14 protein-coding genes are annotated in these 17,111 nt (G+C 66.5%); 5 read left to right on the top strand and 9 right to left on the bottom strand.

Going from position 1 to position 17,111, the window contains the following annotated elements:
- Window positions 1–2: 2 nt before the first annotated feature.
- Together GV068_RS18345 and GV068_RS18340 are read right to left on the bottom strand one after the other, a co-directional pair.
- Window positions 3–1,289 (bottom strand): MFS transporter, encoded by a 1,287-nt coding sequence (locus GV068_RS18345; protein WP_159701031.1) that lies wholly within the window; start codon window positions 1,287–1,289, stop codon window positions 3–5.
- A gap of 20 nt (window positions 1,290–1,309) precedes the next feature.
- On the bottom strand, window positions 1,310–2,719 hold the full coding sequence (locus GV068_RS18340; RefSeq protein WP_159701028.1) for a KamA family radical SAM protein: 1,410 nt from the start codon (window positions 2,717–2,719) through the stop codon (window positions 1,310–1,312).
- Between the two features lie 334 nt (window positions 2,720–3,053).
- On the opposite strand from GV068_RS18340, the gene GV068_RS18335 reads away from it, so the two are divergent.
- Both GV068_RS18335 and GV068_RS18330 read left to right on the top strand, forming a co-directional pair.
- Window positions 3,054–3,506, top strand: a complete 453-nt coding sequence (locus GV068_RS18335; protein ID WP_159701025.1) for a cache domain-containing protein — start codon at window positions 3,054–3,056, stop codon at window positions 3,504–3,506.
- 27 nt (window positions 3,507–3,533) lie between these two features.
- Entirely contained in the window at window positions 3,534–5,246 is a 1,713-nt protein-coding gene (locus GV068_RS18330) for a methyl-accepting chemotaxis protein (protein ID WP_159701022.1), read from the top strand.
- On the opposite strand, the gene GV068_RS18325 is transcribed toward GV068_RS18330, so the two are convergent.
- A complete protein-coding gene (locus GV068_RS18325) occupies window positions 5,247–5,816 on the bottom strand; it encodes a DNA-3-methyladenine glycosylase (RefSeq protein ID WP_159701019.1) in 570 nt (189 codons plus the stop codon).
- A gap of 167 nt (window positions 5,817–5,983) precedes the next feature.
- On the opposite strand from GV068_RS18325, the gene GV068_RS18320 reads away from it, so the two are divergent.
- Both GV068_RS18320 and GV068_RS18315 read left to right on the top strand, forming a co-directional pair.
- A complete protein-coding gene (locus tag GV068_RS18320; protein ID WP_159701016.1) occupies window positions 5,984–6,841 on the top strand; it encodes an HDOD domain-containing protein in 858 nt (285 codons plus the stop codon).
- Window positions 6,842–6,907: 66 nt separating this feature from the next.
- Window positions 6,908–8,083 carry a tetratricopeptide repeat protein gene (locus tag GV068_RS18315; protein WP_159701013.1) on the top strand — a complete coding sequence of 392 codons (1,176 nt, stop codon included), beginning with the start codon at window positions 6,908–6,910 and terminating at the stop codon, window positions 8,081–8,083.
- A 23-nt stretch (window positions 8,084–8,106) separates the two neighbouring features.
- Here the strand turns inward: GV068_RS18315 and GV068_RS18310 are convergent, their stop codons facing one another.
- The 6 genes from GV068_RS18310 to GV068_RS18285 form a co-directional block, all read right to left on the bottom strand.
- A complete protein-coding gene (locus tag GV068_RS18310; protein WP_159701010.1) occupies window positions 8,107–8,643 on the bottom strand; it encodes a DNA-deoxyinosine glycosylase in 537 nt (178 codons plus the stop codon).
- 89 nt (window positions 8,644–8,732) lie between these two features.
- Entirely contained in the window at window positions 8,733–10,223 is a 1,491-nt protein-coding gene (locus tag GV068_RS18305; RefSeq protein WP_159701007.1) for an efflux transporter outer membrane subunit, read from the bottom strand.
- A gap of 1 nt (window position 10,224) precedes the next feature.
- Window positions 10,225–13,416: an efflux RND transporter permease subunit gene (locus GV068_RS18300; RefSeq protein ID WP_159701004.1), complete on the bottom strand. Its 3,192-nt coding sequence runs from the start codon at window positions 13,414–13,416 to the stop codon at window positions 10,225–10,227.
- Between the two features lie 4 nt (window positions 13,417–13,420).
- Window positions 13,421–14,608 (bottom strand): efflux RND transporter periplasmic adaptor subunit, encoded by a 1,188-nt coding sequence (locus GV068_RS18295; protein ID WP_159701001.1) that lies wholly within the window; start codon window positions 14,606–14,608, stop codon window positions 13,421–13,423.
- A gap of 341 nt (window positions 14,609–14,949) precedes the next feature.
- The gene (locus GV068_RS18290) at window positions 14,950–15,804 is read right to left on the bottom strand and encodes an alpha/beta hydrolase (RefSeq protein WP_159700998.1); all 855 of its coding nucleotides are present in this window, start codon (window positions 15,802–15,804) and stop codon (window positions 14,950–14,952) included.
- Window positions 15,801–16,016, bottom strand: a complete 216-nt coding sequence (locus GV068_RS18285) for a hypothetical protein (RefSeq protein WP_159700995.1) — start codon at window positions 16,014–16,016, stop codon at window positions 15,801–15,803. Before GV068_RS18285 ends, GV068_RS18290 begins: the two co-directional genes overlap by 4 nt.
- 142 nt (window positions 16,017–16,158) lie before the next feature.
- Here GV068_RS18285 and GV068_RS18280 point away from each other — a divergent pair, with 142 nt between their 5' ends.
- Window positions 16,159–17,109, top strand: a complete 951-nt coding sequence (locus GV068_RS18280) for a LysR family transcriptional regulator (protein ID WP_159700992.1) — start codon at window positions 16,159–16,161, stop codon at window positions 17,107–17,109.
- Window positions 17,110–17,111 lie beyond the last annotated feature (2 nt).

Genomic DNA, 17,111 nt, shown 5'->3' with positions numbered 1-17,111 from the left:
CTTCACGAGGGCGCCGCCAGTGCCTCCTCAACCCCGGCCGCGGCATGCGCCCGGCGCTCACGGCGCCGCCGCAGCACGAAGCCGACCAGCCCGGGCAACTGCACCGCCACCAGAACGGCAAACGCGGCGCGGTAGGCGATGGCGGGTGCATGGCCGCCCGCGTCGGCCGTCCACATCCCGACCATCACGCCGAAGCCCGCCTGCACCACGAAGGCGCCGATGAAGATCAGGAGGTTCAGGCAGGTGGCCGCGCGCCCGGTCAGTTCGCGCGGCATCGACTGGGCAACGATGGCGTACTCGATGCCGGTGATCGTGCCGACCAGCGTGAACAGCACCGACAGCAGCTGGAAGCTCGGCTGGTAGTTGACGATGAAGGCGGCCTGCACCAGCAGGAAGACACCGATGCCGGCGGCCGCGACGTCGAGCGGGGCGATGCCGCGCCGTCCCGCCCACTCGGTGATGGTGCCGACCGCGATGGCGCCGAAGATCACCGCCGTCATCCCCATGTAGAGCAGGTAGGCCACCGCATCGTCCGGGAAGCGCGCGACGTCGCTCAGCCAACGTCCGATCCACAAGCCCTGGATGCCGAAGAACACCGCATGCGGAATCAGGACCAGCGAGGCCGTGCTGCGAAACACCGGCGCCCGGAACACATCACGCAGCGCCTGGCCGAGCGGACCGCGCTTCGGCGCCGCTTGCGTGTCGCGCGGGTACAGCAGCGCGATCAGGAGCCCGGAGCAGGCGGTGAGCGCCCCCAGGATCGCGAACAGGCCACGCCAGTCGGTGTAGTCGAGCGCGAGCCGCACCGGCATGGTGGCGGTGGCGGCGCCCAGTCCGCCGACCGCGATCAGGTAGCCGTGCACCGAGGGCAGCTTGCTGGGCGCGATCCAGGTCGACACCGCCTTCACCGCCGCCATGAAGCAGCCACCCAGGCCGAGGCCCATGACGGCGCGCGCCACCAGCAGCTGGCCGAAGCCGCTGCCGCGCGAGAACAGCAGCGCACCCAAAGCGCCGACCAGCATCATCGCCAGCTGCACCCGGCGCGGTCCCCAGCGGTCGAGCGCAATCCCGACCGGCAGCTGGACCAGGGCGAAGGCGAAGAAGAAGGCGCTGGTGAGCAGCCCCAGTTCGCCCGGCGTGAGCGCGAGCGCCCCCACCAGGTGCGAGGCCAGCACCGCGTTCACGTTGCGCAGCAGCGAGGACAGGTAGTGTCCCAGCGCGAATGGCAGGAACACGTAGAAGAACACCGCCACGCCGGTCAGGCGTGGCGTCGTGGCGGGCGCCTGCATATCAGGTCCCTGAGGGCAGCTCAGGCCGCGTCCTGGGTGCTGCCGCACTCGCCATCGGCACGGATCTGCCCGGCCGGCACCAGCGGGATCACGCGCCCGCCGGGTCCGCGCAGCGGGCCGCCGCTCTCCTGCTCGAAGAAGAACTTGTCTTTCCCGAAGGCCGGCTTCAGGTGGTCGAGCCAGGTGGCGTCCGGATCGTACTTGGCGAAGAAGGGACGGCGCACCCACTCCGGATTACGCGCCTGCAGGAACTGCAGCGCGAACAGCTTCTCGCCGTTGATCGTGACCACGCCATCGATCACGACCTTGCCGGGGAAGGCGCTCATCGACGGCCCGCGCACGGTGCGCGACAGGCCCGACACCATCGAATAGGCCTCCTGGAAGATCTGGTGCGCGCGCGCCAGCGGCAGCGCGAAGTAGTCGCGCGGGCCGGTGTCGCGCTCGACGAACATGTAATAGGGAATGGCGCCCAGGCGCACGCCGGTGGTCCACAGTTCGGCCCAGCTCTTCGGGTCTTCGTTGATGTGGCGGATCAGGGGGCCCTGCATGCGCAAGGTGGCGCCGGTGCCGACGATGCGCTTGACCGCCTGCTGCGCTACGGACGCGCGCAGTTCCACCGCGTGATTGTAGTGGCCCATGATCGCCAGATTCTTGCCTGACCGGACCACCTTCTCAAACAGGCGCAGCAGGTCGTCGCTGTCCTTGTCCGACACGAAGCGCTGCGGCCAATAGGCGACCGACTTGGTGCCGATGCGGATGTTCTGGATGTGGGCCAGGTTCGGCTCCAGCAGCGGCTCCAGGAACTCGGCCAGGGAACGGGTGTTCATGATCATCGGGTCGCCGCCGGTGATCAGGACGTCGGTGACGTCGGTATGGCTCTCGAGGTAGGACACCAGTTCGCCGCATTCGCGCGCATCGAACTTCATGTCGTCCATGCCGACGAACTGCGGCCAGCGGAAGCAGAAGGTGCAGTAGGCGTGGCAGGTCTGGCCCGAGCTCGGGAAGAACAGCACGGTTTCCTTGTACTTGTGCTGCAAGCCCTTGAGCGGCGCATCGTTCACGCGCGGGACGTTGTGGGTCATCTGGCCGGCCGGGTGCGGGTTCATGCGCATCCGGATGCCGTGCACCAGCTTGGCGATCCCCGCCTCGTCCTTCTTGTACAGCACCAGATCGCGCAGCTGCTCGTATTCCTGCGCCGGCAGCATGTCGCGGTGCGGGAAGGTGAGGCGGTAGATCGGATCGTCCGGCACCTTGTCCCAGTCGATCAGCTCTTCCAGCACATAGGCATTCACGCGGAACGGCAGCACATGCGAGACCACCTGCACCGCTTCCTGCAGTTCCGGCGTCAGCCATTGCCACTGGCGCGCCGTATGGATCGATTGCCGGGTGTAGGGCTTGAACTTGGAGGGCGTCAATTCGGTCGTGGTCACGGGAATTCTCCAGGAGTGAATGAGGCCGGCGCGGAGCACATACACATGCAACGTTGCCGGGAAGAATTCATATTACGTTACGGAAAGTCTGGGAAATTGCCGTCAATCAACCAGAGTGTTCCGACAGCATGGGCTGGCACAACAATCGGGGCAATCCCTGTTCAGGAGCGTCCTACAAGGCTGAGTCAGCAACGACTGACACGAATGCGCAACGTTCCTAGGGCGTAGCGCAATGCGATTGCGCCACCGCAATTAGCCCCTCCCCCAGCCCGGTACATTTGCCAATGCACTTAAGAAATGTTGGTCCCAGAACATTCCACTCGAGGAGTTAATAATGAAACTGTTCGCAGCTACCGCCCTGTGCCTGGCTATCGTCGCCACCCCGGCTCTCGCCAATGCCCCGACCGAGAAAGACGCCATCGCGATGGTCGAACGCGGCGTGGCGCTGGTGAAAGCCAAGGGCAAGGACGAGATGATGAAGCGCATCAACGCCAAGGATGCGGAATACGTCCAGGGCGAGCTGTACATGGACATCCGCGACCTGAAGACCGGCATCGTGCTGGCCCATCCCTACAACCCCTCGATCGTCGGCAAGGACCTGACCGACGTGCCTGACGCGAACGGCAAGAAGTACCGCCGCGAGATCATCGAACTGGCTGCCGCCAAGGGCAAGGGCTGGGTCGACTACCAGTACAAGAATCCGACCAGCGGCAAGATCGAGCCGAAGACGACCTTCATCCAGCGCGTCGACGACGTGGTGCTGGAAGTCGGCATCTACAAGAAGTAAGTTTTCCTTTCCACGCCCGGAGTCAACATGCTGAACAAATTGCGGATCGGCCCGAAACTCCTGCTGGCCCCGGGCCTGGTGCTGGTGCTGCTGACGATGCTGTCGGCGGCCGCCTATTACGGCATGGTGCGCCAGAACGCCTCGCTCGAGCACATGGTGCAGGTGCGCGCCGCGCGCCTGCAGGCGGTGGCCGACGTGGCGGGCGAGGCGCGCTTCGCGCATGCCAACATCTACCAGCTGCTGGCCTGGGTCAACGGCAGCTTCGCGGCCAACCGCCTGGCCGCGCTCACCGCCGACATCCACAAGAAGCATGCGGGGATCAAGACCCGGCTGGACGACCTGGCCAAGCTGGCCGAGCCGAGCGAGCGCGCCGCCATCGAGAACGCACTGGCGGGGCTTGCCAGCTACCGCAAGATGGTGGCCGAAACCATCGAGCTGGCCGCGGTCGACCAGTCGATCGCCACCAATTCGATGCAAAAGGCCGAGAAGCAGTTCGTGGCGCTCGACAGCGCCCTGCAAAACCTGGCGGCGCTGGAAAAGAAGCTGAGCATGGAAGCCTACACCGCCGCCAAGGCCGAATTCCGCTCGCTCGGGATCACCATGGCCGCCCTGGTGCTGCTCTCGATCGCGCTGTCGCTGCTGGTGACGATGCTGGTGCGGCGCGCCATGCTGGCCGACATCCGCTCGATCGCCACCGTGGTCAATGAACTGGCCGACGGCCGCCTGCGTCCCTCCGGCACGCCCGGCGCCGGGCGCGACGAGATCGCCGACACCTCGCGCGCGCTCGACCACAGCATCGGGCGCCTGACCGGGGCCCTGCACAGCATCCTGGGCGCGGTGCGCTCGATCGACACGGCGTCGCAGGAAATCGCCAGCGGCAACCTGGACCTGTCGACCCGCACCGAGATGCAGGCCGGCTCGCTCGAACAGACCGCCAGCACCATGGAAGAACTGACCACCGCGGTGAAGGAAAACGCCAACAACGCGCAGCTGGCTTCCAACCTCGCGGCCGAGGCGGCGCAGCTGGCCTCGAACGGCGGCCAGGCCGTCGGGCGCGCGGTGGCGACCATGGAATCGATCCAGGCCAGCTCGCGCAAGATCGTCGAGATCACCGGTGTCATCGACGGCATCTCGTTTCAGACCAATCTGCTGGCCCTGAACGCCGCAGTGGAAGCCGCACGCGCCGGCGAGCAGGGACGCGGTTTCGCCGTGGTGGCGGCCGAGGTGCGCACGCTGGCCCAGCGCTCGGCGGCGGCGGCGCGCGAGATCAAGGCCCTGATCGCGGACTCGGTAAAGATCATCGAGGACGGCAGCGCCTCGGTGAGCGAGGCCGGCGCCAGCATGGGCGACATCGTCGCCTCGGTGCGCCAGGTGAACGACATCATCGGCCGCATCAGCATCGCCAGCACCGAGCAGGCCAACGGCATCGCCGAAGTGAACCAGGCGGTGGGCCAGATGGACGGCATGACGCAGCAGAACGCGGCCTTGGTGGAACAGGCCGCGGCGGCCGCCGAAAGCCTGCACGAGCAGACCGTGAACCTGGCCAAGGCGGTCTCGATCTTCAAGCTCGAGGGCGAGGACATCCCGGCCCTGGAGGAAGAGCCGATCGATGAGGATGGCGAATCCGCGGGCTTCCAGAACCCGCAGGAACGGCGTGCGGCGGGAAGCCCGATGCGCGGCAGGCCGGTCGCGGCCCTGCCCGCGGCTGCTGCGCCCCGGGCGAAACGGCGGCGCGCCTGACTAGCGGAAGGGCCGGCTGACGAAGCGCGAACCGGCTAGGCCAAAGCGCCAGGGCACGTCCATCGCCTTCGAGATGCCGATGCGCGGTCCGGTCACCACTTCCAGTCCTTGCGGCGCCGGCAGCAGCTCGAACGGCGGCGCCGACAGGGCCCTGCCGTTGTCGGCGCGCGTGACACCCAGCGCCTGGCACAGCTTGCCGGGGCCGGAGCACAGCAGCCAGACATCGTCCGCATCGCGGCGCCGGCGCATCTCATCCAAGCCCGCGAGCGGTTCCAGCGCGCGGATCAGGACCCCTGCCCCATGACCCTCTTCCCGGCACACGAAGTTCAGGCACCAGTGGATGCCGTAGGAGCGGTAGACATAGGTATGGGCGGGCGGCCCGAACATCGAGGCATTGCGCTCGGTCGGACCGGAAAAGGCGTGCGAGGCCGGGTCTTCGCGGTCGTAGGCTTCGGTCTCGACTATCCGTCCGCCGACGCCGTTCACCAGCACCGTCACACCGATCAATTGACGGGCGACGAGTTCCGCCGGCTGGGTGAAATCGATTCCTGCTATTGTCGAAATGGCCATGCGCGGATTCTACCTTGGGCGGTATTGCGGCGTCGTTTTGGTGGAATTGACACAAAAAATGATCCGAATGACAAAGGTTTGACATTGCCTTGCTGCAATAAAATAAGCGCTGAGGTATAGTGGAACGGTTGTTCGCTTTCCTCCCGCAATTCCTCCAGCCCGCGCCCATGAATACCGTCGCCGATCCTCTTCCGCAACTCGACCAGGTCGATGCCCTGATCAAGTCGATCCGCATCCCGCCGCGGCCGAGCCTGCTTGCCGACATGCAGCGCGAACTGGCCTCCGAAGACCCGTCGCCGGAAGCGATCGGCAAGATCGTCGCGAGCGACGTCGGCATGTCCGGCGCCCTGCTCAAGCTGGCCAATTCCTCGATTTACGGCGGACGGCGCAAGGCCAAGTCGATCGAGCAGGCGATCCTGTTCCTGGGGATTAACCAGGTGGCGGCCCTGATGACCGGCCTGCTGGCGCGCCAGGCGATCCCGACCAACAGCGCGGCCCTGGCCAGCTTCTGGGACATCTCGACCCGCCGCGCCCAGGCCATGGTGTTCCTGTCGCGCCGCCTGCGCATCGGCGAAGCGGACGTGGCCCACACCTTCGGCCTGTTCTGCGACACCGGCGTGCCCTTGCTGATGGACCGCTTTGCCGACTACGCGGCCACTTACGCCGCCGCCTCGCTGGAAGCCGAGCGCCCCTTCACCGCGCTGGAAGACGAGCGCCACTCGACCTCGCATGCCGCGGTCGGCTGCCTGCTGGCGCGCAATTGGGGCCTGTCGGCCGACGTCGGCTGGGCCATCCTGCACCACCACGATTTCGCGGTGCTCGAGGACGCCTCGACCGCCGGCGGCGTGCGTTCGCTGGTCGCTCTGTCGGTGCTGGCCGAGAGCGCGATCTGCCGCTACCAGGGCCACGCCGAGTCGCTCGAGTGGAACAAGGGTGGCGGCGCCGCCTGCGCCTACCTCGGCCTGTCGAGCGAGGAAACCGCCGAGCTGCTGGACGAACTGGTCGACGCCTTCCACGAAGAGTGAACGCTTTTTGACATCGCTTCGGCACAGGCAGATACTTCAGCCTGTAAGTACGATCCGGAGCACGTCATGAAACGCATCGCCATCCTGTTGTCCCTGTCCCTGCTGGCCGGTTGCGCCGGCATGCAGCCCCCCGCTGCCGCGCCGGTCCCCCTGTTCGCCGATGCGCGCTTCGCGCCGCCCTCCGAGAAAGTCGGGGCCGAGGAGCTGTTCACGCTCAGCCCGGCGATGCGCTCTTACCTGAACAGCCAGGCCTTTACCCGCCAGCTGCGCCAGCACGGCCAGCGCCAGGGCTTGGTCAGCGCCCTGTACAGCAAGAGCGACCTGAAGCTCGAATACGAATCCGCGCGCACCCGCACCGCGGCCGAGACCTTCGCCGACCGCTCCGGCAACTGCCTGTCGCTGGTGATCATGACCGCGGCCTTCGCCAAGGAGCTGGGCATGCCGGTGCGCTTCCGCAGTGTCGACGTCGACAGCACCTGGAGCCGCACCGCCGGCCTGTACCTGGCCAGCGCCCACGTCAACATCAGCATCGGCAGCCGCCGCGAAAGCGGCATGCGCAGCACCGACCAGGACGACATGCTGCTGGTCGACTTCATCCCGCAGGACGAAGCCTTGCGCATCCGCGCGCGCGAGCTGGAAGAGGACGAGATCGTCGCGCTCTACATGAACAACCGCGCCGCCGAGATGCTGGTGCAGGATCGCATCGACGACGCCTACTGGTGGGCGCGCGCCGCGGTGGCCAAGCGTCCGGGCATGGTCCCCGCGCTCAATACACTGGCGGTGATCTACGAACGCCACGGCGACGCCGCGCTGGCCGAACAGACCTACCGCACGGCGCTGCAGCGCGAACCTGAAAACATGACGGTGATGCGCAACCTGCAGCCGGTGCTGGCCCGGCTGGGCAAGGGCGACGAAGCGAAGACGCTGGCGCAGCGCATCGCCAGCATCGAGCCTTTCCCGCCCTACTACCACTTCGACAAGGGCATGGTGGCGCTGCGCGCAGGCGACTACGGCCGGGCGCGCGAGCTGTTCGAGCGCGAGGTCAAGCGCGCACCCTACAACGACGAGTTCCGCTTCTGGCTCGGCGTCTCGCACCTGAAGCTGGGCGACATCAGCCATGCGCGCGAGCAGATCGCGAAAGCGGTCGACACCAGCACGCGCCAGGAAATGCGCCAGGTGTATTCGGCCAAGCTGGCGCACCTGCGCCGCGTCGGCGCGGCGACCGGCACCCTGATCCGCTGAGGTCTCCCAGCAGGACGCCAGGCTTAAAACAGAGGCGCTTGCACAGCCCTCGGGTCCTTGCGCTTTGCTGGATCGGCTAGTTGACGCCAGACCTCCAGCTTCTGCTCGAAGCTCATCGCCATATGCGCCGGTGAGCTGGAGGGCAGCACGACGGTGCGATAGCCCGCCGCCGCAAACTGCGGCGCGAACTTGCCCGAAGCCTGGCCATTGAAACCGACCGTCTCCAGTACGGGGCACAGCGTGCGCAGGCGCTCGAAGTCGTTCGCGGCCGGGTTGCGGATGGCCGAATCCAGGCTGCCTTCGCGCTCGCAGCCGGCCAGCACGTCCCACAGGCCGAAGCGGTGCGCCAGCAGGCGCGGCAAGCGCTCCTCATAGGGCAGGCTCGCCAGGTCTTCGCCAATCACGGCCGAGATCAGCGGCCAGAACTGGTTACGCGGATGTGCGTAGTAACGCTGCGCCGCCAGCGAGGCCGCGCCCGGAAAACTGCCGAGGACGAGCACACGGGTATCCGGTGCGAGGACCGGGGCCAGCCCAGTTAACGATGGAGTCGAAGTCGCCATGGCGCGATTGTAGCCGGACGAAAAAAAGCGGCGAGCACTGTCGTACCCGCCGCAAAGGGCAAAACGCCTGGAGAGGTGAACTACAGGTACTACTTCATGGCGACGGCATTGCTGTCGATGCGGCCCGCATCCCAGCCACCGCCGAGCGAACGGATCAGGGCCACCGTCGTCACCGCACGGTTGCCGCGCAACTGGACCGCGGTGCGTTCGACCGCCGCCAGGTTGCGCTGCGCATCGAGCAGTTCGAGGTAGCTGGAACGGCCGGCGTCATACAGCTTTTGCGCGAGATCCGCCGAGCGGCGCGCCGACAGCAGCGCCGCGTCGATCTGCTCGGCCTGGCCCGACAGGATGCGCAGGCCGGCCAGGTTGTCCTCGACTTCGGCGAATGCCGTGAGCACGCTCTGGCGGTAGCTGCCCACCGATTCTTCCAGCACCGCTTCGCTGCGTTCGACGTTGGCGCGGTTGCGGCCGCCGTCGATCAGCGGCATCGAGGTCAACAGGCCCAGCACCCACGAGCGGCTGCTCCACTTGAACACTTCTGAGAAGGCGCCACCGACGCCGCCGCCGGCTGCGCTGATCGTCAAGGCCGGGAACATCGCAGCGCGCGCCACGCCGATGCGGGCGTTCGATGCCTCCATGGTGCGCTGCGCGGCGACAATGTCGGGACGGCGCTCCAGCAGCGAGGACGGCAGGCCGGCAGGGATCGCCGGCAGCAGCGTCGCGTCCAGCAGCGGGCTCGGACCGGCCACGTAATTGGCCGCTGGTTTACCCAGCAGGACCGCGAGCGCATGCTCGGCGGTGGCGCGCTGGCGCTGCAGGCCGATCGCTTCGGCGCGCGCCGTTGCCAGTTCGGTGCGGGCACGCGACAGGTCGAATTCACCGATGTCGCCCAGGTCGAAGCGGCGCTGCGTCACCTTCACGCTTTCCTCGCGCAGGCGCACGGTCTGCGCCACCGTTTCCAGCTCGGCATCCAGGGCGCGCAGGCGGAAGTAGGTTTGCGCCACGTCCGCCTGCAGGGCCAGCAGCACCGAGCGGTAATTCGCCTCGGAGGTCGCCGCATCGCTACGCGCCGCCGACACGCCGGCCGCGACGCGGCCGAACAGGTCGACCTCGTAGCTGGCCGTCAGGTTGGCCGTGTAGGTGGTCACGGGCTGGGTCGCGGTCCCTTGCGGCAGGCCGGATTCCAGTGCCGAAGGACGGGCGCGCTGGGCGCCAATGCCCACGCCGACCTGCGGCACACGGTCCGCCGCTGCGATACCGGCGATCGCCCTCGCCTGCTTGACGCGGCTTGCCGCCACCGCCAGGTTGGCGTTGTTGGCACTCGCTTCCTCGACCAGGGCGGTCAGCGCCGGGTCCTGGAAGGCGAGCCACCACTGGCCGCGCGGCTGCTGCTCGGCCGGTTGCGCGGGCTTCCAGCGCGCGCCTTCGATGCCTGCGAACTCCGCCGGGCCAGGCAGCTGAGAATTACGGAACGCGGTGGGCGTCTCGACGGCCGGCTGCTTGAAATCCGGGGTCGCGCAGGCGGTCAGCAGCAGTGCCGCCAACAGTGGGGCCACGCCCCTCGCAATCATGCTATTCATCTCAATGCACTCCTTCCAGATCCAGGACCGGGGCTTTGGCTTTCGCTACCGGCGCCTTTTTTTCGAAACGCTTAGCCAAAGTGCGCAGCAGGACGTAGAACACCGGTGTCAGGAACAGGCCGAAGAAGGTCACGCCCAGCATGCCGGCGAACACCGCCACACCCATCGCGTGACGCATCTCGGCGCCGGCGCCGGTCGAGAACACCAGCGGCACCACACCCATGATGAAGGCGATCGAGGTCATCAGGATCGGACGCAGGCGCAGGTGGGAAGCTTCCAATGCGGCGTCGACGATGCTGCGGCCGTGGTCTTCCAGTTCGCGGGCGAATTCCACGATCAGGATCGCGTTCTTCGAGGCCAGGCCGACCAGCACGAACAGGGCGATCTGGGTGAAGATGTTGTTGTCGCCGCCGGTGAGCTTGACGCCGATGAGGGCGCACAGGATCGACATCGGCACGATCAGGATCACCGCCAGCGGCAGGGTCCAGCTTTCGTACTGGGCGGCCAGCACCAGGAACACCAGCAGCACGCACAGGGGGAACACATACACCATGGTGTTACCGGCCAGGATTTCCTGGTAGGTCAGGTCGGTCCATTCGTAGGAGATCCCTTTCGGCAGGGTTTCCTTGGCCAGCTGCTCCATGATGGCCTGGGCCTGGCCCGAGGACACGCCCGGCGCCGCGCCGCCATTGATGTCGGCCGCCACGTAGTTGTTGTAGCGCTGGACGCGGTCCGGGCCATAGCTGTCCTTCACCTGCATCAGCGAAGACAACGGGATCATCTCGCCCTTGTCGTTGCGGACCTTCAGCTGCGCGATCTGCTCCGGCTGCGAGCGGAACTGCGCATCGGCCTGGACGCGCACCTGGTAGGTGCGTCCGAACTGGTTGAAGTCGTTCACGTACAGCGAACCGAGATTCACTTGCAGGGTCTGATAGATCGTCGCCAGCGGCACGCCGAGCTGCTTCGCCTTGACGCGGTCCACGTCCGCGAACAGCTGCGGCACGTTGATCTGGTAGCTCGAGAACACGCCTGCCAGCTGCGGGGTCGCCCAGGCCTTGGCCTGCAGCGCCTGCGTCGCCTTATACAGCTCGTCGTAACCGAGGTTGCCGCGGTCTTCCAGCATCAGCTTGAAGCCGCCGGTCGTGCCCAGGCCGTTCACCGGAGGCGGCGGCAGCACCATCACGAAGGCGTCTTCCACCGCGCCCATGCGCTTGTTGATCTCGGCGGCGATCGCTTCGGCGCTCTGCTCCGGATGGCCCTTGCGCTCGCTGAAGGGCTTCAGGCCCGTGAACACGATGCCGGCGTTCGGCGCATTGGTGAAGCCGTTGATCGACAGGCCCGGGAAGGCGATCGAGGATTCCACGCCCGGGATTTCCTTGGCGATGGTCGACATCTTGCGGATCACTTCATCGGTGCGATCCAGCGAGGCGGCATCCGGCAGCTGGGCGAAACCGATCAGGTAGCCCTTGTCCTGTGCCGGCACGAAGCCCGGCGGCACGACCTTGAACATGAACACCGCGGCCACGCCCAGCGCCAGGTAGACGCCCAGCGTCGCCGCTTTGCGGCGCAGGACGGTCTTCACGCCGCCCTCGTAGCTGTGCGAGGCACGGCCGAAGAAGCGGTTGAAGGCGGCGAAGAAGCGGCCCAGCACCTTGTCCATGGCGCGGGTCAGGCGGTCCTTCGGGGCATCGTGCGCCTTGAGCAGCGCGGCCGACATGGCCGGGGCCAGGGTCAGGGACACGAAGGCCGAGATCACGGTCGAAATCGCGATGGTCAGGGCAAACTGGCGGTAGAACTGGCCGGTCAGGCCCGAGACGAAGGCGATCGGCACGAACACGGCGCACAGCACCAGGGCGATCGCGATGATCGGGCCCGAGACTTCCTTCATGGCCTGGATCGTGGCGTCATGCGGCGACAAACCATTGCTGATGTTGCGCTCGACGTTCTCCACCACCACGATGGCGTCGTCGACCACGATACCGATCGCCAGCACCAGCCCGAACAGCGACAGGGTGTTGATCGAGAAGCCGAACATCAGCATCACGGCGAAGGTGCCCACCACCGACACCGGCACTGCCAGCAGCGGGATGATGGAGGCGCGCCAGGTCTGCAGGAACACGATCACGACCAGGGCCACCAGCACCACGGCTTCCAGCAGGGTCTTGATCACCGAGTCGATCGACTCGCGCACGAACTGGGTCGGGTCATACACGATGCTGTACTCGACGCCTTCCGGGAAGTCCTTCGAGAGCTCTTCCATCTTGGCGCGCACATCGCTCGACAATTGCAGCGCATTCGCGTTGGGCGCTTCAAAGATCGGGATCGCGACCGCCGATTTGTTGTTCAGCAGCGAACGCAATGCATAGGAGCTGGACCCCATCTCCAGGCGCGCCACGTCCTTCAGGCGCGTGACGGCGCCGTCCTCGCCGGCCTTGACCACGATGTCGCCGAATTCCTCGACGCTCGACAGGCGGCCCTGGGTGTTGACGGTCAGCTGGAACTCGGCGTCCTTGGAGGGGCCCTGGCCGACCACACCGGCCGCGACCTGCACGTTCTGCTCACGGATGCTCGAGACCACGTCGCCCGCGGTGAGGTTGCGCGCCGCGACCTTTTGCGGATCGAGCCAGACGCGCATCGCGTAGTCGCCCGAGCCGAACAGCTGTACTTCGCCCATGCCGTTCAGGCGCGCCAGCTGGTCCTTGATGTTCAGCACCGCGTAGTTGCGCAGGTACAGGTCGTCATAGCGGCCGTCCGGCGAATTCAGGTGCACCACCATGGTCAGGTTGGGCGAGCTCTTGACGGTGGTGACGCCGATCTGGCGCACCTCTTCCGGCAGGCGCGGCAGCGCGCGCTGCACCCGGTTCTGCACCTGGCTCTCGGCGCGGTCGATGTCGGTACCGATCGCGAAAGTCAGGGTCAGGGCCAGGGCGCCGTCCGAGGTGTTCTGCGAGGTCATGTAGAGCATGTCCTCGATGCCGTTGATCTGCTCTTCCAGTGGCGCAGCCACGGTTTCGGCGATCACTTTCGGGTTGGCGCCCGGGTACTGGGCGCGCACCACCACGGAGGGCGGCACCACTTCCGGGTACTCGGAGATCGGCAGCTTGAAGATCGAGATCAGGCCGCCGACGAAGACGATCACCGACAGCACGACCGCGAAGATCGGCTTGTCGACGAAGAAGCGGGAAAAGTTCATGTTCTTACTCCTTGGCGCTGTTCAGCGCCAGCTTGGTGTCCTTGGCCGCGGCCGCAGTCGCAGGCGCATCCATTGGCACGATCTGCGGCGTGACGGGCGAACCGGGACGCACACGCTGCAGGCCGTTGACGACGATCTTCTCGCCGGCTTTCAGCCCGCTGCGCACCACGCGCATGCCATCGACCACCGGGCCGAGCGTGACCGGGCGGTATTCGGCCTTGCCGTCGGCGCCCACGACCACCACGTACTTGCGGCTCTGGTCGGTGCCGACTGCGCGGTCGTTGATCACGATGGTCTTGTCGGCCACGCCGCTGCCCACCTGGACGCGCGCGAACAGGCCGGGGACCAGCGAACGGTCCGGATTGGCCAGGGTGGCGCGCATGCGCACGCTGCCGGTGCGGGCATCGAGCTGGTTGTCGACGAATTCCAGCTTGCCCTCATGCGGGAAGCCTTCGTCGTTGGCCAGGCCGACTTTCACCACCGCCGGCTGGGCGCGCTGGGCACGGGCGCCGACACGCAGGTAGGTCTGTTCGTCGCCGTCGAAGCTGGCGTAGATGCGATCCGTCGACACCACCGAGGTCAGCACGGCGCTGGCGTCCACCAGGTTACCCAGGGTGATCTCGGCCTTCGACACGCGGCCGTCGATCGGCGCCGTAATGCGGGTATAGGACAGGTTCAGGCGCGCCGCCTCGAACTGGGCTTGGGCGGCGCGAGCGCTGGCGTCGAGTTCCTTCTGGGCCGCGGCCTTTTCGTCGTACTCGCGCTGGGCGATGGCTTTGTCGGCCAGCAGGCGCTCGGCACGCTGCAGTTCCAGGCGCGCCAGGTCGGCACGGGCACGGGCCGCGTTGGCGGCGGCGCCGGCGCGGTCGGCTTCGGCCTGGTAAGGGCGCGGGTCGATCACGAACAGGACGTCGCCCTTCTTTACTTCGGCGCCCGGCTTGAAGTTGACGGCGGTGATGTAGCCGCTGACGCGCGGACGGATCTCGACGGTTTCCACTGCTTCCAGGCGGCCCGAGAATTCCTGGGTTTCGGCGACCTGCTTTTCGACGACGACCGCGGCGGAGACCGGCGGTCCGGCCGGTGCGGCAGCTGCCGCTTCGTTCTTGCTGTTGGCGTCGGAGCAGCCGGCCAGCACTGCCCCGGCGAGGCCCGCAGCGGCCAGCAGGCCGACGAGCGATTTCACTTTGCCCATGCTTCGTTTTTGGTTAGTCATGATCAACCTTTCTTATTGAGGAGACAAAAACATCCCTATCGATGCCGGGTGCGAGCCGGAATCGAGGAAAAAGAGGGACCTGTCCACGCCGCAGCGTGGATGGCCGATTCGTTACAGGTAAGGGGACCGCGCGGCGGCGGTCAGGGCGCCGGGATCAACAGCGCATCGGGCGCAGGTGGTGCATCTGCATGGCTCACCTCTTTCGTAGACGGTCCCTCACGTCGCGCTGGCGACGAATTTTGGGAAAAACGGGGCCCTTCCTCGTGCGCGCGGCACGTGGTTCTCGGAAGGCGGTATTGGTTGGAACTAGTGCTGGACGGTCAGCGATCCAGTCCCGCAAGGAAGTTGGCGATCTCGGCGAGCGCGTGCACCTTGCATGCACATTCGTTGCGCCCGTCCGGGTCCTGCAGGGGGGCCGGCGGCATGCGCCGCACCGTGGTGCGTACGCCGGCATTGATCAGTTTTGCGCCGTACTGTTCGGCCTCGTCGCACAATGGGTCGTCCTCGGCGGAGAGGATCAACGCTGGCGGCAAATTCTTGAGCCGGGTCGAGCGCAGCGGCGACGCATACGGGTGCGAACGGTCGGCGGCGTGCGGCAGGTAGCCGCGGTAGGCGGCGGCGCAGTCGCTCGTGACCTTCTCGCGGTCCGGGCACTGGTTCATCTGGCGCATCGAGCAGGTCGACAGGCCCGGGTCGAGCATCGGCATGATCAGGATCTGGCCGGCCAGCTTGGGAGCGGCGCGGTCGCGCGCCATGAGGGCGCACACGGCCGCCAGGTTGGCGCCCGCCTCGATCCCCATCACCACCAGCTTCTTGCCGGACCAGCCCAGCTTCGCCTTGTGCTTGGTGGCCCACAGCACCACGGCGTGCGCGTCCTCCACCGCGGCCGGGAACGGGCTCGCCAATGCCAGGGTGTAGTTCGAGGCCAGCACGGCGCGCTCGCCGTTGCACTGGGCCAGGTGGCGCAGGAATTCGTCCGCTTCCTGCAGGTCGCCGGAGACGAAGCCGCCGCCGTGGAAGAACACGATCAGGGTGTCGCGTTTTGCGACGGCTCCCGAGGTGTACAGCCGCGCGGCCAATGCTCCCTGCGCACCCGCGACTTCCAGCTCGCGCACGTCGACGTCCGCCGTCACCGCATCGACGACGGCGTCATCGCGCTCCAGCACCGCGCTCATTGAACTTCTCCTTCCGGCATGGCGACCAGACGGTCGGTTTTCCCTTGCGGGCATTCGTCGCAACGCATTTCGACCTGCATCGAGAGCGCCTTCAGGCCGCGCGCTTCCGCGCCGGCAGCCTGCGAATAGGCGTCGGTTCCCAGCAGGCCTGCAAGCGCTACCCCGCTCAGGGCGACTGCTACCGTGGTGAAGATTCCGTCCCGAATACTCATGGCCAGCTCCGATTTGTGTGTTTACTTTTTGTTGCGATGCACACACTATAGTCATCAACTACAATCAGATAAAGATGGCAATAACGAATTGATTGTTCAGAACACCGAACAATCGACCAATTCCAGAGTGGGAGGACCGGTCATGAACAAGCTTCAGGCCATGGAAGTATTTATCCAGGTGGTCGACTGCGGCAGCTTCACCAAGGCGGCCGAAATGCTGAACCTGCCGAAAGCGACCGTCTCGACCCTGGTCCAGACGCTCGAGACGACCCTGTCGGTCAAGCTGCTGCACCGCACGACGCGCCAGGTGATGATCACCTCGGACGGCGCCGCCTATTACGAGCGCTGCGTGCAGATCCTGTCGGACGTGCGCGACGCCGAGGAATCGTTGTCGCGCCATCGCCTCAGCCCGAGCGGCAGGCTGCGCGTGGATACCCCGACCGGGCTGGCCTCGGAAATCCTGATTCCGGCGCTGCCCGCCTTTTTCGAGCGCTACCCGGACATCACGATGGAACTGGGCAGCACCGACCGCCCGGTCGACCTGGTCGAGGAAGGCGTCGACTGCGCGGTGCGCGGCGGCGAGCTGGTCGACCCGAACCTGATCGCGCGTCGCATCGGTGTGATCAACTTCGTCACCGCGGCTTCGCCCGACTACATCGCGCGCCACGGCACGCCACAGCATCCGCGCGACCTGGACCGCCATCGCTGCGTCAACTACTTCTCGGCCAAGAACGGCAAGATCGCCAACTGGGACTTCACGCGCGACAGCGAACGCATCGAAGTGACCTTGCCCGGCGCGATCGCCCTGAACGATTCCAACGCCTATGTGCAGGCGGGACTGGCGGGCCTCGGCATCATCAACATGACCGACTACCTGCTGCTGCGCCACATCGAGGAAGGCCGCATGGTGCGACTGCTGCCCGAGTGGAGCGTGGACCCGCTGCCGGTGCACATCGTCTATCCGCAGAACCGCCACCTGTCGGCCAAGGTGCGGGTATTCGTCGAGTGGGTGTCGGAGCTGTTCGCGGCCCATCCGAACCTGCGCCTGCAGGCGCCGCGGCCGAGCGTTCAACAGGAGCTGGAGACGGTGTAGAA

The organism is Massilia sp. 9I (assembly GCF_902506415.1).
In the GTDB taxonomy this organism is placed as follows: domain Bacteria; phylum Pseudomonadota; class Gammaproteobacteria; order Burkholderiales; family Burkholderiaceae_D; genus Telluria.
The sequence above is the reverse complement of the archived record's forward strand: the minus strand, read 5'-3'. Positions and strand labels throughout refer to the sequence as shown.